General features: G+C 43.4%; 16 protein-coding genes. 14 read left to right on the top strand and 2 right to left on the bottom strand.

Translation table 11 applies throughout. The features are described from left to right. Positions 1 to 59 precede the first annotated feature (59 nt). The 8 genes from WC441_03025 to WC441_02990 all read left to right on the top strand — a co-directional run bounded on the left by WC441_03025 (position 60) and on the right by WC441_02990 (position 9,964). Entirely contained in the window at positions 60 to 1,643 is a 1,584-nt protein-coding gene (locus WC441_03025) for an epoxyqueuosine reductase QueH (GenBank protein MFA5163478.1), read from the top strand. Then, positions 1,615 to 2,220, top strand: a complete 606-nt coding sequence (locus WC441_03020; protein MFA5163477.1) for a L,D-transpeptidase family protein — start codon at positions 1,615 to 1,617, stop codon at positions 2,218 to 2,220. The genes WC441_03025 and WC441_03020 overlap by 29 nt, the downstream gene beginning before the upstream one ends. Positions 2,221 to 2,358: 138 nt before the next feature. Further along, on the top strand, positions 2,359 to 4,647 hold the full coding sequence (locus WC441_03015; protein MFA5163476.1) for a beta-propeller domain-containing protein: 2,289 nt from the start codon (positions 2,359 to 2,361) through the stop codon (positions 4,645 to 4,647). A 5-nt stretch (positions 4,648 to 4,652) separates the two neighbouring features. Beyond that, on the top strand, positions 4,653 to 5,414 hold the full coding sequence (locus WC441_03010; protein MFA5163475.1) for a hypothetical protein: 762 nt from the start codon (positions 4,653 to 4,655) through the stop codon (positions 5,412 to 5,414). Positions 5,415 to 5,429: 15 nt separating this feature from the next. Then, positions 5,430 to 6,560: a S1C family serine protease gene (locus WC441_03005; GenBank protein ID MFA5163474.1), complete on the top strand. Its 1,131-nt coding sequence runs from the start codon at positions 5,430 to 5,432 to the stop codon at positions 6,558 to 6,560. 2 nt (positions 6,561 to 6,562) lie between these two features. Further along, the gene (locus tag WC441_03000) at positions 6,563 to 7,735 is read left to right on the top strand and encodes a phosphoglycerate kinase (GenBank protein ID MFA5163473.1); all 1,173 of its coding nucleotides are present in this window, start codon (positions 6,563 to 6,565) and stop codon (positions 7,733 to 7,735) included. Between the two features lie 10 nt (positions 7,736 to 7,745). After that, positions 7,746 to 9,047 carry a phosphopyruvate hydratase gene (gene eno / locus WC441_02995; GenBank protein ID MFA5163472.1) on the top strand — a complete coding sequence of 434 codons (1,302 nt, stop codon included), beginning with the start codon at positions 7,746 to 7,748 and terminating at the stop codon, positions 9,045 to 9,047. Between the two features lie 20 nt (positions 9,048 to 9,067). Continuing rightward, positions 9,068 to 9,964 (top strand): hypothetical protein, encoded by an 897-nt coding sequence (locus WC441_02990; GenBank protein ID MFA5163471.1) that lies wholly within the window; start codon positions 9,068 to 9,070, stop codon positions 9,962 to 9,964. Positions 9,965 to 10,019: 55 nt separating this feature from the next. Here the strand turns inward: WC441_02990 and WC441_02985 are convergent, their stop codons facing one another. Both WC441_02985 and gyrB read right to left on the bottom strand, forming a co-directional pair. Beyond that, positions 10,020 to 10,451, bottom strand: a complete 432-nt coding sequence (locus tag WC441_02985) for a divergent PAP2 family protein (protein MFA5163470.1) — start codon at positions 10,449 to 10,451, stop codon at positions 10,020 to 10,022. A gap of 10 nt (positions 10,452 to 10,461) precedes the next feature. Further along, positions 10,462 to 12,507 carry a DNA topoisomerase (ATP-hydrolyzing) subunit B gene (gene gyrB, locus WC441_02980; protein MFA5163469.1) on the bottom strand — a complete coding sequence of 682 codons (2,046 nt, stop codon included), beginning with the start codon at positions 12,505 to 12,507 and terminating at the stop codon, positions 10,462 to 10,464. A gap of 320 nt (positions 12,508 to 12,827) precedes the next feature. Here gyrB and WC441_02975 point away from each other — a divergent pair, with 320 nt between their 5' ends. The 6 genes from WC441_02975 (at position 12,828) to WC441_02950 (ending at position 20,679) form a co-directional block, all read left to right on the top strand. After that, positions 12,828 to 14,765: an HlyD family efflux transporter periplasmic adaptor subunit gene (locus tag WC441_02975; GenBank protein ID MFA5163468.1), complete on the top strand. Its 1,938-nt coding sequence runs from the start codon at positions 12,828 to 12,830 to the stop codon at positions 14,763 to 14,765. A 2-nt stretch (positions 14,766 to 14,767) separates the two neighbouring features. After that, positions 14,768 to 15,490 (top strand): ABC transporter ATP-binding protein, encoded by a 723-nt coding sequence (locus WC441_02970; GenBank protein ID MFA5163467.1) that lies wholly within the window; start codon positions 14,768 to 14,770, stop codon positions 15,488 to 15,490. A gap of 2 nt (positions 15,491 to 15,492) precedes the next feature. After that, positions 15,493 to 16,740, top strand: coding sequence for an ABC transporter permease (locus WC441_02965; protein MFA5163466.1), 1,248 nt, complete (start codon positions 15,493 to 15,495; stop codon positions 16,738 to 16,740). Next, positions 16,733 to 17,974, top strand: a complete 1,242-nt coding sequence (locus tag WC441_02960; GenBank protein MFA5163465.1) for an ABC transporter permease — start codon at positions 16,733 to 16,735, stop codon at positions 17,972 to 17,974. Before WC441_02965 ends, WC441_02960 begins: the two co-directional genes overlap by 8 nt. Positions 17,975 to 18,119: 145 nt before the next feature. Beyond that, the gene (locus WC441_02955; protein ID MFA5163464.1) at positions 18,120 to 19,487 is read left to right on the top strand and encodes an ABC transporter ATP-binding protein; all 1,368 of its coding nucleotides are present in this window, start codon (positions 18,120 to 18,122) and stop codon (positions 19,485 to 19,487) included. 1 nt (position 19,488) lies between these two features. Beyond that, positions 19,489 to 20,679 carry an ABC transporter permease gene (locus tag WC441_02950; protein ID MFA5163463.1) on the top strand — a complete coding sequence of 397 codons (1,191 nt, stop codon included), beginning with the start codon at positions 19,489 to 19,491 and terminating at the stop codon, positions 20,677 to 20,679. The last annotated feature ends 92 nt before the right edge of the window (positions 20,680 to 20,771 follow it).

The raw sequence follows: 20,771 nt of genomic DNA, 5'->3' as shown, positions 1-20,771 counted from the left end.
CTATTTTTTGCGATTAATGCTTATAAGTTATCAGATTTTTTAAATAGAGTCAAATATTTATGGATTATTTTTGGCCGGCTATTTTCGCTTTTATCCTATCTTGGGTCTTAACGATTTTGGTAAGGAAAATTGCCTTGAAATTCAATATCATTGATCAGCCTGACGGAGCGCGCAAGGTCCACAAACTAGCCACCCCTCTTTTGGGTGGAGTAGCGATATTCATCGCTTATTTTTTGACATTACTACTAGTGCGTTCGGAACTGCTTAGCGGTGGCTTATCGTATCAGCCTTGGCTGGGATTTTTCGCTGGCGCCCTCATTCTGATTATCGGTGGGATCCTAGATGATAAATACAATCTGCCGCCTAAATGGCAGATAATCTTTCCGATTTTAGCAGTCTTGATCCTGATTATCGGCGGAGTCAACATTGAAAAGATCAGTAACCCTTTCGGAGGCTGGATATTTTTATCTTCTTGGGCCTTGGCCAGCCCAGTTTTGATTTTCCTCTGGCTGATGGGGATGATGTATACCACTAAGCTCCTGGATGGATTAGATGGCTTGGTGGGAGGCTTGAGCGCTATCGGCGGCTTAGTGATTTTTCTTTTTACCCTGACCACTCGTTATTATCAGCCGGATATTGCTTTGGCCGCTTTGATATTATCGGCGGTTTGCCTTGGCTTTTTAGTGCTTAACTTTAATCCGGCCAAGATATTCTTGGGTGAAGGTGGTTCTTTGTTGCTTGGCTATATCTTAGGCGTGTTGGCGATTATTTCTGGCGGGAAGATCGCCATCGCTTTGCTGGTTATGGGATTGCCGGTCTTAGATTTAGTCTGGACTATTATTCGCCGTTTAGCTAAAAGGCAGAATCCCTTCAAATCGGCCGATCGGGAGCACTTGCATCATCGTTTACTCAGCTTAGGCTTAAGTCAAAAACAGACTGTCGTAGTTTTCTATTCTTTTTCTTTGTTGTTCGGGCTAAGTGCCCTATTTCTCCAAAGCCAAGGAAAGTTTTTAGCTTTGGTTGTCCTGCTCGTCTTGATGATGCTGATTATTATCTCTTTTTCCAGATTGAAGAAACTGCCAGCTAAGCCGGATCATGAAGGTCTCCTGCTCCATATCTGTTGCGCTCCTTGTGGCGCTTATCCTAGCCAGGAGATCTTGGCACCCCAATATGATTTAACCTTATATTTCTATAACCCCAACCTTCTTTCTCAGGAAGAATTTGATAAACGCTTGTCTTATGTCAAAGAATTAGCCGCTCGGAATAATTGGCCGCTGATTGTCGAACCATATGCTCACGAAGCCTGGCGAGACCGAGTGCGGGGTTTAGAGACTGAAACCGAAGGAGCTAAGCGTTGTGAACTATGTTTGAGCGATCGTTTAGAAAGAACAGCGATCTTGGCCAAAACCAAGGGCTTCAAGGTTTTTGCTACTACTTTGGCTTTTAGTCCTTTCAAGAACCAGGCCTTTATCCGCCAAGCTGCTTTAGAAATTGCCGCCAAGCATGGCTTGGAGTTTTTAGATAGGGATTGGCCCGTCCAAGATATTTATCGCCGTTCCCAGGATTTAGCTAAAAGTTTAGGTTTCTATCGCCAAAAATTTTGCGGTTGTGAATATGCTTTCAAATCAACAAAAAAGAAATAGGCATATCATCATCAGCCTATTATTGTTAATGGTTTTTTTTCCTTTGACCGCCTTGGCGGCCCTTGACTCTGATCAAGACGGTTTAGATGATGAGCTAGAGATAAAATTCGGCACGGATATCAATAGTCCGGATACTGACGGAGATGGTTTTAAGGATGGTCTGGAAGTTGATTGGGCTTACGACCCTTTATCAAGTGCTAAACTCAAGCTGCCGCAAAGGCTAGCGATCAATTTGAAGAAGCAAAAGCTTTTCTATTTAGTTAAAGAAGTAGAGTTGAAGAGTTTCATTATTTCTAGTGGCAAGCCAGGAATGGATACTCCGAAAGGGAAGTTCAAGATACTTAATAAGTATAAAAAAGCTTGGTCTAAGAAATATGGCCTATGGATGCCTTTTTGGTTGGGCTTAAATAAAGGAGAGTTCGGCATTCATGAACTACCCATCTGGCCCGACTCTTATCGTGAGGGCAGTGATCATTTAGGCAAACCAGTCTCGCATGGTTGTATCCGCCTGGGAATCGGTCCGGCTGAATATTTGTTTGATCGGATCGCGACGGGCACGGAGGTGCAAATCTATTAGGGTTGCTTAAGCCGCTTTTTGTGATTTTAAGATCGTATTTAAAATTGCGGTCGCAGATGATAAATGATATACTGTAAATAGCATAAATATGTCATAGCCAGCGGCTCAGCCGTTCTTTTTGGCTTTTATATTCAATATATGTTCAAAAAAAATTGGCCTTTGGCCGGACTACTATTTTTCCTCTTGATTATTTTAAGCGCTTGCTCTTGGAACCCTTTTAAGAAAGCTGCGCCCGTCAGTAATGAACCGGCTAATCAGGTGGAAAATCCGGTTGATAACAACCCGGGCGAAGACCAGTCTTTTACGGTTAAAAAATTCAACAACCTCGACGACTTGAAAAAATTTCTGAGCGCTAACCCCGGAGGTGCCGGTGCGTCTTTGATGTACGGCCGAGGAGCCGAGATGATGGTCAAGACCATGGCTCCGACTAACGCCGTCGCGACCGATGTTGCTCTTTCCAGCGCTCCCGTAGCCGGCTCGGATTATTCCACTACTAATATTCAGGTGGCCGGAGTAGATGAAGGCGACATTATCAAAAGTGACGGCAATTATCTTTACGCTTTAGTCTATAACGACCTTTATATCATTAAAGCACAGCCAGCCAGTGAAGCGCAGGTGATTAGCAAGATAACTTTCAAGTCTCGTCCCCAGGACCTCTATGTTACTGGCGACCGTTTAGTGGTTTTCGGGGCTGATGATCAGATATATACTGCCAAAATCTATGATAGTTTCCGTCGTCGTAATCCCTATGCCTTCTTAAAAGTGTTTGACTTAAAAGACAGGAAAAACCCGGCTTTGGTCAGGGACCTGGAATTTGAAGGATCTTATGTGAGCTCCCGCTTGATTGGCGACTATTTGTATTTCATTACTGATAATTATTCTTATTATGATGCCGGCGAACCCCTCTTGCCGAGAGTTTTGGATAAGGGGCAGGTAATTCCGGAAAAATGCGACATTAGTGGTAATCGTTGCTATTCCCCGGATGTCTATTATTTTAATATCCCTTACGATTCTTATAATTTTACTTCCGTAACCGCCGTTAACATTAATGACAATAACGAAGCAATCAGCGGCCAGACCTATCTTCTTAATGGGACGCAGAATATTTATGTTTCCAATAATAATATCTATATCACCTATACGAAGTATCTGGATGAATATGGCTTACAGCAAGATGTGAAACGGGAACTTATTTATGACCGTCTTAGTCAGGAGGATAAGGATCGGGTCGCTAAAATCGAAGCCACCGAGAATTTTATCCTTAACGCCGCTGAAAAAAAGTCAAAGGTCGCCCAGATTATTGATGTGTTTATCAACTCTTTAGGCACGGAAGAAGCTAAGACCTTCGATGATAACTGGCAGACTAGGATGAAACAAAAATATATCGACTTGGCCCGCCAATTAGAACAGACTTTCATCTACAAGATTGCTGTTAGCGGTAACAAGCTGGAATATAAAGCTATGGGTCAGGTCAATGGCCAGGTTTTAAACCAATTTTCCATGGACGAGAATAAAGGCTATTTCCGCTTAGCCACCACCAAGAACCGCAGCTGGTCAAATTTTCAAAGCGAAGAGCAGCAGCAATCATATAGCAATGTCTATGTATTGGATGAGAATCTGAAAGTGGTTAGCGGTCTAGAAAACCTCGGTACGACGGAGAGGATTTATGCCGCCCGTTTCATGGGTGATCGCGCTTACGTCGTTACCTTTAGGCAGACTGACCCGATCTATGTGATTGACCTAAGCAAACCGGAAGATCCTAAAATCTTAGCCGCCCTGAAGATTCCAGGTTTCTCTAGCTATATTCACCCTTATGATGAGAATGGTAATAAGATTATCGGTTTAGGTCGTGAGACTGAAGAAGATGCTAGCGGTAATGTCAAAATAAAGGGCGTAAAATTATCACTGTTCGATTTTACTGATTTAACTAAGCCCAAGGAAAGTAGTAGTTATATCATCGGCAACCAGTTCAGTGATTCCATCGCTTTATCTGATCATAAAGCCTTCCTATTTTCTAAATCCAAGAATTTATTATCGATTCCGATTTCCCTCAGAGAAGAACTGGCCGGAGCGCCGTCTAAGCTGAATTTCAGTGGCGCCTTGGTTTTCAATATAAATAATGATAAGTTCGAATTGAAAGGCCGGATTGACCATTCTGACGGCGGCCAGTATAATCAATCTGATTACTGGGGAGGATTCAATTATTATGATAATTCTGTCAAGCGGGCTTTATATATCAATAATGACTTATATACTTTCTCCAATAAGTTCATTATGGTAAATAGCCTGGTGGCCGCTACTGGAACCGAACCTTTACCTTTAGTGAAGAAGATAGAGTTATCAAGCTCTCCTGGCCCGGCAGTTCCTATGCCCCTATCTACCCCAGCCGCCGGAGGGATAAGTGGCTCGGCGGCCGTTTCTAATTAGTTTTTATGAAAAGTTCAAGATTGTTTCTATTACTCAGCCCCTTGGTTTTACTCGTCTGTTTAGAGTCGTTCATGTTTTGGCCTAAGCTCTTGTTTGTTTTCGAGATCCTCGCTTTGATATGGTTAGTGTTTGTTATTAGGTATTTTTCCCGACGCAGTTCCTTGGGCAAAAAGTGGATGATACACGCCCTTTTGCCCTTACTGTTTTTTGCGTCTTTATCTTTTAGCGCGACCATCTTGGTTAATCGCTGGCTTATCCAGATAATCTTCGCTTTTTTGATATTGTTCCTAAGCCGTTATCTGAAATTATTATATAATTTTTGGGTGAAGAACGATTTGAAGCAGATCGACCGTTTGCCGAATTTTTCCTTAAGCGCCGGGCTGATAATAATATTTTCTTCTATCTTTAATATCTATAGCCTGCAGGTTTTTGTCAGCTGGTCCACCTGGAGCTTGTTTTTTCTGAGTTGCTTAGCTGTCGTTTTAGTCGTTTACCATAATTGGCAGATTTGTCAGCTGAATATAAAGGAGAATCTCAATCTGTTTGTGATCGTCAATCTATTATTGATAGAGACGATTGCTGTCCTGTTCTTTTGGCCGTTTACTTATCAACTCTTAGCTTTGATAGTCGTTTTAGTCTATTATATTTTGCTTAATTGTGCCCGTCTTTATCTGGGCTCTAATTTAGATAAGGCTAAGATTAAGTTTTACTTGATTTTCAGTTCGGTCGTGTTCGTAGTCCTTATCTTGAGTGCCCGCTGGTTTTAGATAAACAATAAGATTATGTTTCAAAAAAAGAAAGATTTGTATGGGTGGTTATTGTTAATGGTAATTTTAGCGATGGGGGCAGGCGCAGCAGCCGGTTTTGTGTCATCGCAGTATAGCCGTTCTAATCTGCCCAATCAGGAAGTAGATTTAAACTCCTTCAACAATCCTAATTTGATTATCAGTGATGCCAAGAAGGTCGTCGTTAATCAAGACCTAAAAGTGTTGGAGACATATAATGCCGCCCAGGCTAGCTTCGTCGGAATTTTTAAGCGCTTGCCCGACAATAGCAAGAGCAAGAAGCTGGCTTATTATGATTTAGACCAAAGCTTGGCTACCGGCTTTATCCTCTCTAGCGATGGTTGGCTGGTTCTTAATGCTTCGCAAACTGATTTGGAGAAATTAGATTTAAGTGAGGCTAATTTGCCGGCTTTCGTAGCGGTGACTTATGATAAGAAGGAATATAAGTTAGACCAGCTTATCTATGAAAAAGCCGAGCCCTGGATCTTTGTCCATTTGCAAGCAGCCAGTAATTTGCCGGTACGGAAGCTGTTGGATACTCGGTCTCTCCAAATGGGGCAGAGTCTGTTGCTAATCAGTCCCAAGGGGGCGGTTATGCCTACATTCTTGGTTGATAAGGTTTGGCCTAATCTGGTCAGGAGCAGCGATCAGAGTGCCGAGCGCCTAGTCTTAGCTGATGCTCTGAGTAATGATTTTAAAAAAGCTTTTGTTTTCAATTTGGGGGGAGACTTAGTCGCTCTGAGCGATGATAATAAAGAATTGATCTTGGCGGGTAATTTGGATCTTGGTTGGCAGCGCTTGATGAAAGATAAGGCTAGCCGAGCTCCTTATCTAGGCTTGTATTATTTGGATTTAGATCGGATCAAGCTTAGCGCTAATTCTATAAATTATGGCGCCTTAGTATATCCGAACGAGAAGGGCTTAATATTCGATCCGGAATCTCCGGCAGCTAAATCCGGCTTGAAGAGCGGTGATATCATTCTCCGCCTTGAAGGCCAAGAATTGCGCGGCGGTTTCGGCCTTAGTGAAGCTCTAGCTGAGCACAAGGCAGGCGACGTGATTACTTTGAGTTATAGACGGGACGGACAAGATCAGGATGTTGATATTAAATTGGGTGAAAGAAAATAATTATGGCTATTAAATCTTTAAGGAAGTTAAAGAACCTGAAAAATAAGACAGTCTGGCTGCGGGTTGATTTTAATGTGCCGCGTCGTGGCCGTCGGATCAGCGAGGATTATAAGATAATCGCTGGTTTAGAAACTATTAATTTTTTATTAGAAAGGAAATGTAAACTGGTCGTCGCCACCCATTGGGGTGAGCCAAAGGGAAAGAAACAGCCTGAATATTCCACCCAAGTAATCGCTAAACGTTTGCAGAAGCTATTATCTAAGCCGGTAAAATTCGTTCCGGCTCTGTTTGGTCCCTTGGTGGATAAAGCTCTTAGAGATCTAGCTCCGGGCAATTTAATTTTTTTAGAAAATCTGCGTTTTGATAAAGGTGAGCTTGATAATAACCCGGTTTTCGCTAAGCGCCTGAGTCGTGGGATGGATTTATATGTGAATGATGCTTTTGCGGTCTCTCACCGCGCTCAAGCATCGGTTAGTGCGATTAAGAAGTATTTGCCTAGCTACGCTGGTTTGCTTTTAGAGAAGGAAGTCACTAATTTAAATAAGGCTTTAAAGCCAAAGCATCCTTTGGTTTTAGTTCTAGGCGGATCTAAGATAAGCACCAAGCTGCCGCTCATTAGCCGTTTTTATAAGATAGCCGATCAAATTATTTTGGGAGGAGGATTAGCTAATAACTTTTTTCAGTTTCAAAAAATTAAAATCGGCCGGTCTATCTGTGAGAGTGGCGTGGATAAAGAAATCAAGCAATTTTTTAAGGGTGGAAAAGTGGATAAGAAGATAATTCTACCGATAGATATCGTGGTTGCTTCGCAGACAGCTTCGCCGCGAGCCCAGATCTTGGGCGACATCAAGCCTAAGGAGGCGATTTTGGATATTGGCCCTGATAGTATCGCGCTGTTTGCCGCTTATCTCAAACAGGCCCGGACAATCGTCTGGAATGGCCCTATGGGAAAATTCGAGACGCCTGGATTCCGCCAAGGGACTCTAAGTCTAGCTCGTTTGGTCGCCGCTCGAGCTAAGGGCAGCGCCTATGGCTTGGTTGGTGGCGGTGAGACGGTAGAAGCTTTGAAAATGAGCAAGATGGAAGATTATGTTGATTGGGTGTCGACCGCTGGCGGTGCAATGCTGGCTTATCTAGGAGGAGATAAAATGCCCGGTTTAGAAAAAATCATTTAATTTTTATACTATGAGTTCTAAAATAAAAAGCATCATTGCTCGTGAAATTCTGAACTCGAAAGGAGAACCGACGCTTGAAGCCAAAGTTACCCTGAGCAACGGCCTCAGCGCTAAAGCAGCCGTGCCTTGCGGCACCTCTACTTCAAGCTTCGAGGCTAACGATTTGCGTGATGAAGAAAAGAACCGTTTCCAGGGAAGAGGCGTCCTCAAAGCTGTTGCTAAGCTTAACGAAGTTATTGCACCTAAGCTTATCGGTTTGAAGGTCGACCAAGCTGAGACGATTGATAAGCTGATGATTAGTTTAGACGGTAGCGAGACTAAGAAGAATTTGGGGGCGAATGCGATTTTAGCCGTGTCGCTCGCGACGGCTCGAGCGGCCGCCCTAGATAGCGGCGAAGAATTATATACTTACTTAGCGAGAACTTTTAATTTTTCTAATCCTAAGCGCTTGCCTTTGCCTTTGTTTAATATTTTTAATGGCGGTGCCCATGCCGATACCGGCTTAGATTTTCAGGAGTTTATGGTTATCCCTAGCGCTCAATCTACTTTTTATCAAAGCGCTAAGAATAGCCAGGGTGGTCGCCCGCTCAAGCGCTTGATCCAAGCTGGTGCTGAAGTCTTCCACACTTTAGGTCGGATACTCAAGGAATCGGGCTATAGCACGGCGGTTGGTTTAGAGGGAGGTTATTCTCCGGATATTGATTCTAGTATCCAAGCTCTGGAACTGATTATGGCGGCAATTATCGAAGCCGGCTATGAGCCAGGAAGGGATATCAATCTCGGCCTAGACATTGGTTCTTCGGTCTTATTTGATAAGAATCAGAAGAAGTATGTTTTCCGTTTAGATAACGCCCTATTTTCTAATGACAATCTGATCGGTTTATATAATGAATGGTTGAAAAAATTTCCCATCATATACCTCGAGGATGGACTAGATGAGGAAGAGTGGGGCGCTTGGACAGAGTTAACAGCCGAGCTGGGGGATAAGTTGATGATTGTCGGTGATGATTTGTTTGCCACCAACCCTAATCGTTTGCGTCAGGGGCTGCAAGCTAAAGCTGCTAATTCCATCATTATCAAGCCGAATCAGATAGGAACTTTGAGCGAAACTATGGCTTGCGTTAAGCTTGCCCAGCGCCATAACTATAAGGTAATCGTTTCCCATCGTAGCGGTGAAACCAACGATGACTTCATTGTCGATCTGGCGGTCGCTGTTGGTGCGGATTATTTGAAGGCCGGGTCCTTGTCTCGTGGAGAGAGGATAGCTAAATATAATCGCTTGATGGAGATAGAGGATATCATGCTATCTTAAATTTCTTATTATTTAATTTCATGGTCAAAACAGTTAAAGATGGTAAGGAGAGATTAGCCGGTTCGCGCCCGGTTCTTCTTTTATTGCTTGATGGTTGGGGGCTAGCGCCCCAAAGTCCGGCTAATGCGATTGATTTAAGCCTATGCCCTAATCTTAATCGCTTGATAGCTGAATATCCGGTAGCTGCTTTGCAGACCACTTTCAAGAATCCAGCTTTGAGTTACTTAAGCCTAGGCAGTGGCCGTCCGGCCTTTAGCTTGGAAGCGCCTTATGACGAGATAGAAACTTTGCCAAAAATAATCTCCGCCGCCGGCTTAAGGCAAGCCTATATTGCTGAAAGTGAAAAATTCGCTTTAGCTACCTATTTTTTTAAAGGCAAGAATGCCCAGCTCTTATCAGGCGAGGAACAATTTATCATCTCTTCGGTAGCTGGTGATTATTCCGAAAAGCCAGAGTTATCCCTGAAAGAATTATCTAGCTTGGCTTTAAAAAAAATAAAATCACAGGCCTATGATTTTATCTTGCTCAACCTGGCTAATTTAGATCTTCTGGCCAGCTTAGGTGATAAGGAGGCGATTCTTAGAATATTACCTCTCCTTGATAAGACTATTGATCGGATAAGTAAGGCTGTTTTGGATGCTGGCGGCACCGTTTTGCTCACCAGCGCCCATGGCAACGCTGAAAGGATGATTGATTTAAAAATAGATTTAGTAGATAAGGAGATTACTGATAATCCGGTGCCATTTTTAGTCATAGGACCAGAATTCAAAGGCAAGACAATTGGACGACAGGATGTCTTAAACAACGATCTTAGTTTGCTCGAGCCTCTAGGTTCGCTCAGCGATGTTGCTCCGACCGTAATCAGGATAATGAATCTGGCTAAGCCCGAAGGAATGGGCAGTCAAAGCTTAGTTTGAAATTCTATCCCCACAAAAAAACAGGCCTGAGCCTGATTTTTTATTGGTGTCTTCTTTAAAATATTAGATAGGCTAACAAGGCGACAATGATGCCAATCAGCCCGCCGATGATTACCTGCAGAGGGGTGTGCCCGATGTGCTCGAGTTGTTTTGGATAGCTCCGGTCTAGGAATTCATCTTCTTTCAAGTCTTTGACTAGAACATTTAAGGTTTTACCGTGTTGCCCTAAGTAGGTTCTGAGGCCGACAGCGTCAGTAATCACCACGCTGGCAAAGACGAAGCTAAGAGCGAATAACGGGGAACCCAAGCCTTCTTTAAGAGCAATAATCATGGCTAGTCCGCTGACGATAGCCGTGTGGCCGGAAGGCATATCAGAATAAGCGAAAAGGTTCCTAAGATTTAGTTTTTGGTGGCGTGATTTCAGGAGCACTTTAGTGGTTTGGGCGATGGCGAAAGCTATTAAGGGGACGGCGATGTAAATATACATATTAAAGGATTTAAATATCCAAATTTTCTACTTTTTTGGCGTGGGTCGTAATGAAATTTTTGCGGGGAGCGACGTTATCACCCATCAGCATATCGAAAATTTGGTCAGCCCTGGCGGCATCTTCGATGCTGACTTGCTTAACAATCCTAGTTTCTGGATTCATAGTTGTTTCCCAGAGCTGTTCCGGGTTCATTTCACCTAAACCCTTATAGCGCTGGATAGAGATGCGGCTGCTTTTTTTCTTTTCGTCAGTTTTAGCTTTTTTGCCATCTGTCACCTTATCTTCAGCACTAATGAATTCACCCTCATCATCTTCGTTCACCTCTTCTATTTCTCCGACCTGTCCACCCCAGTCTTCGATTATTTTGTTTTTCTCTTCATCGCTGTAGGCGTATTTTATTTGATTGTTCTTTTTTACTTGGTATAGAGGCGGCTGGGCAATATACAAATGGCCGGCATTTACCAGGGCGCCGAAATGACGGAAGAAGAGGGTAAGAAGCAGGGTACGGATATGGGCGCCATCGACATCAGCATCAGTCATAATAATGATGCGGTGATAGCGCAGTTTTTCGATATCTAGCTGGTCATCGATGTTGGTGCCTAGGGCGATAACCAGATTTTTAATTTCATTATTAGCTAACATTTTATCTAAGCGGGCTCGTTCAACGTTAAGTATCTTGCCGCGTAAGGGAAGAATGGCTTGGAATTTGCGGTTTCGGCCTTGTTTAGCTGAACCGCCGGCAGAATCCCCCTCTACGATATAGAGTTCGCATTCCTCAGGGTGTCGGCTAGAGCAATCCGCCAGTTTGCCCGGCAGGGTCATACCTTCAAGGGCGCCTTTTCTAAGGATGGTCGCTCTGGCAGTCCGGGCGGCTAGCCTGGCCTGGGCTGACAGGACACATTTGCCGATGATCGCTTCCGCTTCTTTGGGGTGTTCCTCTAAGAAGGTGTTGAACATTTCTCCGGTAGCCTGTTCGACATAAGTTTTCATTTCAGCGTTACCTAGTTTACCCTTTGTCTGTCCTTCAAATTGAGGATCAGGAAGTTTTACGCTGACAATAGCGGTCAAGCCTTCACGAACATCTTCGCCGGTCAGGTTTTCCTGCTTTTCCTTAATTAGGTTATGGTTTCTAGCATAAGAGTTAAGAACTCTGGTTAAGGCGGTGCGGAAACCGACCAAGTGAGTCCCGCCTTCTGGGTTGTGGATATTATTAGCAAAAGCTAAGACGGTTTCGTTGTATTCGTCGTTGTATTGCAGGGCGATTTCAACCTTATTACTGTCTATTTCTTTTTCAAAATAAAAAATCGTTTCATTTTTAACGGATTTATTACGGTTTAAGGCTTTGATATAAGACTTGATGCCGCCTTCGAAGTAGAAGCTATATTTTTTAGGCCGATGCCCCGGACGGCGATCGAAGACGTTGATCGTGATGCCTTTAGTCAGGTACGTCTGTTGTCGTAAGCGATCCAGGATCTTGCCCCAGCTGAATTCTAATTCGGTAAAAATAGTCGGGTCAGCTTTAAAGGTTATGGTGGTGCCGGTTTTTTTAGTAGTGCCGATCACTTTGGCTGGTTTTAGGGGCTTGCCAGTTTTATATTCTTGCATCCAAAGTTTGCCATCACGATGGACTTCTGCTTTTAAATATTCGCTTAAAGCATTGACGACTGATACGCCGACGCCGTGCAAACCTCCGGATACTTTATAGCCGCCCCCGCCGAATTTACCGCCGGCATGGAGCTTGGTTAAAACCGTCTCTAAAGCAGATACGCCAGTTGTCTTATGTTTTTCTACTGGAATGCCCCGACCGTTATCGACTACGGAAACCATTCCGTTTTCCAGCAGGGAAACATCGATCGTATCGCCATAGCCCGCCATAGCTTCATCAATTGAATTATCAACTACTTCCCAGATCAGGTGATGGAGACCAGCAGCTGAAGTTGATCCGATATACATGCCTGGTCTCTTTCTGACTGGATCAAGACCTTCTAAGACGGTAATAGCGTCGGCGCCGTAGTTATTTGTTTTTTTTAGCTCCTTTTTTTCTTTGGTTGCCATAGACATTTAAAACAAAAAATTCCCGATTATCAGGGGTATTTTTAGCTAAATTTTAATTTTAAAACATTATATTTTCTTATTATATTTTAGCAAATCAGGGCCTGTTTGGCAAGGATTGGCCAATCCGCTCTTAGCTCTAAAAAAAGCCCTTTTAAGCCAATAAATCTGGCAATCTAAGCAGTCATAGCTCTTTCATAAAATTCGTGGTAATATATAAATATTGCTTGTTTTTACTTTAAAAATAAGTTAATTAAATATAATATTATTGTTTTTTTAAGTCTCGCATCCTTGAGATAATTTTTTGTTATTAAGTCAATATTATGATTTTCAAAAAAAAGGCAAAACGTTGGTTGATTATTATAGCGGTGATTTTCTTTTCTGTCGTCATCCTATCCTTATGGTTGAAAAGCCGTAGCCAAGCAGTATCCTATTCAACTACTGAAGTCCAGGTTGGGCCGTTGTTACAGACGGTTAGTGAAACCGGAACCTTAAAGCCGGTTAAAGAATTAGCCTTGAATTTTTTGGCTACTGGCCGAGTCCAGTCGGTGAAAGTAAAAGTTGGTGATAAAGTGGCGGCTGGCGCCGAGTTAGCAGCCTTGGATAATAGTTCCTTGCTAGTTAGGAAATCAGAGGCTGAAGCCGGCCTTAAGATTGCCGAGGCCTCTTTATCCAAGATCTTAGCCGGAGCTAGCCAAGAGACTGTTTCCATCAGCCGTTCCACTTTAAGTCAGGCCCAAACAAGTGCAAATTCAGCTAGAATCGATTTAGATCGTGTTAAAGCGAGTGTAGATGAAAGTTTACGTCAGGCTGCCAAAGCTTTGTCTGATTTAGAGTCGCGTGATCCTGGCACTTTAACACCTTCAGAACAAGCAGTCGCTAGTGCAGAAACCGCCCTTAAGAATGCTAAACAGACGGGCGAAAAAAATGTTGCTAACGCTTATGATTCTGCCATTCTGACGATTAATGACAAGATATTAAGCGCTAAGATAGCTTTAGATAAGATTAATACTATTTTAGAAGATGATGACGCCGCCACAGTTTTAGGCGTTAAAGACATCTCCTTGTTATGGCAGACGAAAAACGAGAGACAGTTGGCTCTATCTTTAGTGTCTCCAGCCGAAGCGGCCGCCACTTTAGCTAAAAATAATGGCAGCGAAGCTTCGGTCGAAGATGCTTCAGTTAAAGTCAAGGCTCTTTTATTACAGACTGATAAAGCTTTAGATTATGCCTACGCCATGCTTGAAGCCAGTATTACCTATATTAATTTCACCCAAACGGATTTAGATAATTACAAGACTATAATCAGTACGCAGTCGACGACGATTAACACGGCGAGTACGGCTTTAGAGTCTGCTACCCAGGGTTTTCATAATGCGATTTTAAATAAGAATACTTCTGTAGCTAGTGCTGAAGAGAATTTGCGTCAAGCTGAGAGTAGTCTTAATAATGCCGTCTTAGCCGCTAGGAATAATCTTAGCTCCCTGAATCTTAGCGGTGCTCAGCAGATTTCAGCCGCTCAGGCTCGTTTAGACAGCGCTCAAAAAAGCGTTGCCCTGGCTTTAGCTCAGCTTAATAGCACAATTGCTCCCGCCAGAGCTCAAGATATCGCCTTAGCCCAGGCGCAGGTCAGCCAAGCAGCTGCAAATCTGGCTGGCATAGAACAGCAATTAAAAGATGCGATCCTGACTGCCCCAGTAGAAGGCGTGGTTACGGCTGTTAATTATGAAGTCGGTGAGCAATTCAGCCCGGCTGGCAAGCCGATGATAGTCATCTTGGTTAACAATAGCTTTAACGTCGAAGTTGATATCGCTGAGTCGAATATCAGTAAGGTTAAAGTCGGCGATCCAGTCGATATTACTTTAGATGCTTTTCCTGACGATTTCATCCTCAAGGGCGTGGTCAGTTTCATTGAACCGGCCCAGACTTTAGTTCAAGATGTTGTGTATTATAAGGTGAAGATAGATTTCGCTAATTTAGCCGAGTCCATGAATCAGATTGCCGCCAAGAATTTGGATCTCAAAGCCGGCATGACGGCTAATATAGTGATTACGACCGATAGTCGTGCCCAAGTAATGCAAGTGCCGGCACGCGCTATCATTGAAAAGGACGGCAAAAAAATTATCCGCTTGCTTAAAGGCAAGGACCTTAGCGAGGTTGAAGTCACGACCGGGCTAAGGGGCGATGAAGGTATGATCGAAGTAACTAGCGGCTTAATGGCCGATGACTTGGTTATAACTTTTGTAAAGAACGGTAAATAATTATGACTAAGATTCTATTAGAAATTCACAATCTGATTAAGACTTATGGCGAGGAGGAACTGGCTACCCAGGTGTTAAAAGGTATTAATTTTCAAGTGAAAGAAGGGGAATTCGTCGCTATTATGGGTCCGTCAGGTTCAGGTAAGTCAACTTTAATGCATATTTTAGGCCTCTTAGAGAGACCTAGCGGTGGTTTATATCGATTCGCTGGCCATAATATTAATAGTTTAAGCGACGATGATTTAGCTCGTTTAAGGAACAAAGAGATAGGCTTCGTATTTCAAGCCTTTAATCTTTTGCCCCGTACTAGCGTCTTAGAAAACGTCAAATTGCCCCTGATTTATTCTCATAATAAGCAAGACATGGATGAAAGAGCGACCCGGGTTTTAGATAGCGTCGGCTTAAGCCATCGCTTACACTATTATACCAACCAAATTTCTGGCGGTGAAAAACAGAGAGTGGCGATTGCCCGTGCTTTAGTGAATGAACCCTCAGTTATTTTTGCCGATGAACCGACCGGTAATCTTGATTCAAAATCTGGTGTCCAGGTGATGCGGATACTCCAAGAGCTTAATAAGGAAGGTAAGACAATTATCTTGGTGACTCATGAGACCTTTACCGCCGAACACGCGGAGAGGATAATTAGTATCCGCGATGGCTTGGTTGCCAGCGATGATATAGTCAAGCATCGCCGTTATGCCCGCGAAGGCCAGTTGTTGAAATAACTATGCTTGAGAATTTTCGCCAACTTTTGCGTCTTGTTTTCCGGGCCTTACTAAGCAATAAGACCCGGAGTTTTTTAACGATGCTCGGGATAATCATTGGCGTCGGGGCAGTAATTCTAATAATTTCCTTAGGCGCTGGCGCTCAGTCTTTGATTTTGGGACAGCTTGAAGGTTTTGGCGGCGATCTCATCGGCGTCTTGCCTGGCCAGTCTGATTCTAAAGGTCCGCCAGCTTCGGTTTTCGGAGTTAAAGTAACGACTTTGACCAGCGCGGACGCTGAGGCTTTTCTTGACCCTAAGAATGTGCCTGATGCTAAGGCAGTGGCTTCTTATTACCAGAATAATGCGGTTGTTTCTTGGCGAGATCAGACTTTCGACGTTAGCGCTCAAGGAGTGTCTGGAGATTATTTTGCAGTTGAGGGCGGAGAGATTTCATCGGGCCGTTTCCTAAGTTCGGAGGAAATGACCTCAAATTTACGTTTGGCCGTTATCGGTAGTGCGGTGGCCGATGAGCTGTTCGGCGGTAATGATCCGATCGGGCAGAAAATGAAGGTTAGCAATCAAACAGTATCAGTTATCGGGGTAATGAAAAAAAGAGGCATGGTCGGCTTTCAGAATTATGATAATCTAGTCATTATGCCGCTCCTGTTTGCTCAAAAAGAATTAGCCGGGGTTAATTATCTAAGCGCTATCAAGGTTAAGATTAATAATCCCGATAATATCGCGGAAAACATGGAGGCAATCAAGCAGACTTTGAGGGAGAGGCACGATATTGATAATCCCGAAGATGATGATTTTTCCGTGCGTAGCTTTCAGGAGGCCCTGGATATGGTGACTGGTATCACTAATGCTTTGAGATATTTCCTGGCGGCGATGGCGGCTATTTCGCTCTTGGTCGGAGGTATTGGCATTATGAATATCATGTTAGTGAGCGTGACCGAGAGGACTCGGGAGATCGGGTTAAGGAAGGCGATCGGGGCGACTAGTCGTCAGGTTTTGAGCCAATTTTTATTCGAATCGATTTCTTTAACCATGATAGGAGGATTGATCGGCTTGTTTGCCGGTAGTTTTATCTCTTATCTGACAGCGATTATTGTTCGCTCTCTCGGCTATCGTTGGGATTTTGTAATTTCCTTGCCTTCAGTCATTCTAGCTATTGGTCTTTCGACTTTAATCGGAGTTGTTTTTGGCTATTATCCAGCTAAGCGGGCTAGCCGTTTGAGCCCGACCGAAGCTTTGCGTTATGAATAAGAGGAAAAATGTTATTATCACGGCCGCCTTTCTCGCTTGGCACTCCCTGCGTCGCAATTTTTTGCGTACCAGCTTGACAGTTTTGGGAGTGGTTATCGGCGCGGCGGCTATTATAGTCGTCTTTTCCGCTGGCAGCGGTATCAGCCGTTTGATATCCGGCGAGATTGAGTCTTATGGCACCAATATCATCCAAACTGAAACTAAGGCGCCGGGAAAGAATATCGCGGGCAATGCTGAGGTAACGACTTTAAAGCTGTCGGACATGGAAGCGATCAATAACCTCGATAATGTACGGGAGAGTTACGCTGCTTCCTTGGGGCAGCAGAAGGTAAGTTACGGAGCAGAGGGGAAAAGAGTCTTTATTTTCGGTGTCAGTGAACCCTATATCAGGATTGATTCCAAAACCAAAGCGGCTACTGGAGATTTTTTTAGTCCAGAAGACGAACGAGGCCAAGCCTTGGTAGCGGTTTTAGGCGCCAGTCTAGCCGAAGACCTGTTTTCCGGGCAAGAAGCGCTAGGACGTTTTGTTAAAATTGGAAATAAAAAATTCCAGGTAGTGGGAGTCTTGGCTCCTCAGGGCGGTGGCGCCGGGTTTTTAGATTTTGACAATATAGTCTATATTCCAATCAGCACTTTGCATAAACGGCTTCTGGGCATCGATTATGCTATGTATTTCATGCATCAACTTAACGATGTTGATCGAGCCGATGAAACCGCAGAAGAAATTAAGGCTATTCTGCGTGAGCGTCATGATATCAGCGATCCTGATAAGGAGGATTTTCGCGTTTCCACAATGGCAGAGATGCTTGATACTTTGGGGACGGTAACTAACGCCGTCACCTATTTGCTTTTAGCGATCGTCTTGATTTCTCTTTTAGTCGGCGGAGTCGGGATTATGAACATAATGTATGTCACTGTTACTGAAAGAACTTCAGAAATCGGCCTGAGAAAAGCCGTTGGCGCTACTCGGCCGGATATCACTTGGCAGTTTTTAATTGAATCTTTACTTATCACTATCTGGGGTTGGTTATTAGGGGTTATCTTCGGCGTTATCGCTTCTTACGTTCTCGCCTGGGTGGCTCGAAGCTTTGAACTTAATTGGCAGAGCGTTTTTCCTTGGCAGGGAATTATAGTATCCTTTTTATTCTCCCTGATTTGCGGCTTCCTGTTCGGCTATCGGCCCGCTCGCAAGGCGGCTGAGCTTGATCCGGTAGCAGCCTTGAGGGTGGAATAGAAAAGAGTGGTAAGTTATCCACTTTTTGTCTTAAAAAAGCTTGGCCGCTAATAAAAAAAATGTTATAATCTAGGTGTACTCAGTATACTTTTTTTATTTAATATAATCAGATATTTTTAGGTATTTTAATTAAGCTGCGTGCCCCATGCCTAGCACCAAGACTACAATCAAAGAGCAAATAATTGCTTCTTCTTTGTCTGTTACCTATTTTCCTGGCCAGAGCAATGAAGTCAAATCATTAGATAATATCAACCTCTCGATTTATGAGGGCGAGTTTATTATCTTTTTTGGTCCATCTGGATGTGGTAAATCCACTTTGCTTTATTCTATCGCTAATTTAGAGAGTTTCCAGGGCAAACTATCGGTTAATGGTGAGGATATCAAAGACTTATCCCGTCGCGATAAAGAGAGATATCATCGTGATACGATCGGCATGGTCTTTCAGGCCTACCACCTTATACCTACCCTCAGCGTCTTGCAGAACGTAGCTTTGCCTCTCATTTCTGCCGGAGTAAATCCTAAAGAAAGAAAAGAAAGAGCCATGGAATTACTGACTCGTTTCGGAGTTAACAAGCAGGCAAATAAATTACCCAGCGAGTTATCAGGCGGACAACAGCAGAGAGTGGCTATCTGCCGGGCTGTAATCAACAACCCGAATATACTTTTAGCTGACGAACCTTTAGGTAACCTTGATTCGAAGTCGGCGGCCGAGGTTATAGAGCTTTTTAAAGATATCAATATCCGTCTAGGTAAGACGGTAATCCTAGTTACTCATGACCCGACTTATCTGGATATCGCTCATCGGGTATTTTTTATCAAGGACGGACGCTTGGTCGATACGAAAGTTAATCGAGATATAAAAGACAAAGTAACTGTCCAGGATAATTTTGCTACCAGCACCCATGCTAAAGAATTAGATTTCTTGTCCCATCATTATTCTAAATTCAAATCCCATCAGCCCGGCTTCTTGATCCGGTCTTTTCAGGCGAAGAACATGGCGACCTTGGCCTTAGCTGGCTTGTCAGCTGATGATTTTGATTTATTCCGGGAGAAGGTAGAGGCTTCTCTTTATAAGCAAGATAATTTTAAGTCAGTACAGGAATTTTTAGATATTAACCCCGATGAGGGCGGTTTAGGTTTGGATAAACGGACGGCGGTCAAGATTGCTCAACATTTACAATCCCTAGCCCTTGAATTGAAGGCTAGCGAAGCTTTGCCTGAAGTTGATTCTAGCCATGAACGGACAGAAAAAGTGATGACGGAAGAAGATCGGGAAGAGGTGATAATCCGCCGCTCCATCTTTGACGAACTTGATATCAAACTTAAGAATTTTGAAAGTTTGAAAGTGATAGACCAAGCTATTTTAGCGCGTATCCGAGGTGAGATCAGCCGCAAAGAATTATTTGTCTTATTTCATGAGCCTTTACGCAAAGGCGGAGCTGGTTTAGCCAATCGTTTAGCTAGCAAGTTAGCTAAACGATTAGAGGTTTGGTTAATTGGCCATAAAGGATAATATGAAAATACAAGATTTAGTCACTCTATCGATTCGTAGTTTCCGTACTAATACTAGCCGGACGGCTTTGACTGTTTTAGGTTTGGGAGTTGGCATCGGCGCGGTTTTGTTTTTAGTTTCTTTGGGCTATGGCTTGCAAAACATAATTTTGGATAAAATAACGACTACCGATGCCTTATTAACTTTAGACATATCACCGGCTTCAGAACTAATTTCTTTAGATAAAGAACATTTAGCGGCGATTAACGCCTTGCCGGGAGTGGCCGAAACTAGCCCGGCCCTCGATATGTCGGGTCAGATTTCCTATGGTAATGAAACGACCGATGCCTTGGCTTTCGTGGTTGATAAGCCCTTTTTCCGTTTGAGCGGTTTGAATTTAGGGGCGGGTAAAGAATTTTCAGCTAGCGATGCCCCGGAAGTCATCGTGTCATCAGCTAGCGCTAAGATTTTTAATTTCAGCCAGGCGTCAGATATGATTGGCCAGACAGTCAGTCTTAACTTATTTGTTCCAGAAGGCGGGCAAGGGGAGGTGAATATTGTCAGCCCTAATGTTGAATATAAAGTCGTTGGCGTTATCGATGATGATAATACCAGTTTTTTCTATGTGCCGCTCCTTACCTTAGGAGATATAAATTTGCCGGCTTATTCTAGTCTTAAAGTCAGGGTCGAAGATGGCGAACAGTTGAACCCGGTGCGGGAGGTAATAATCAAGCAAGGTTTTTTGGCATCTTCGGTTTCTGATACGATTGATCAGACAAAGAAGATCTTCCGAGTTATCCAGATCGTCCTAGGTATTTTTGGCTTGATTGCCTTGATTGTTTCCGCTATTGGTATGTTTAACACGATGACAATTACTTTATTAGAGAGGACTCAAGAAATCGGGATCATGCGGGCTATCGGTGTTAGCAATATCGATGTTGCTAAATTATTCTTGATGGAATCGGTGATTATGGGGTTTTTGGGTGGTATTTCCGGCGTTTTTATAGGTTTTGTCAGCGGTAAGCTTTTTAATATAGTTATTAATATCTTAGCAAAGAATTTTGGCGGCCAAGCTCTCGATTTATTCTATAGTCCAGCCTGGTTTGTCTTATTCATCATCGGTTTTTCTACCCTAACCGGTTTCTTGACTGGCCTATATCCTTCCCGCCGGGCCGCTAAATTAAATCCTCTTGAAGCTTTGCGGTATAAGTAAAGACATGATTAATAAGAAATATAAAAAAAATAGAAGTTCAAGGATTAAGACCTCTGGAGCTCGATGGAGACAGGGGAGTGTTTTATTTAAGG

It is taken from the genome of Patescibacteria group bacterium, from assembly GCA_041651355.1.
In the GTDB taxonomy this organism is placed as follows: Bacteria; Patescibacteriota; Patescibacteriia; order Patescibacteriales; family UBA12465; genus JAPLVX01.
Note: the sequence above shows the minus strand (reverse complement) of the source record. Positions and strands in the feature narration are given on the sequence as shown.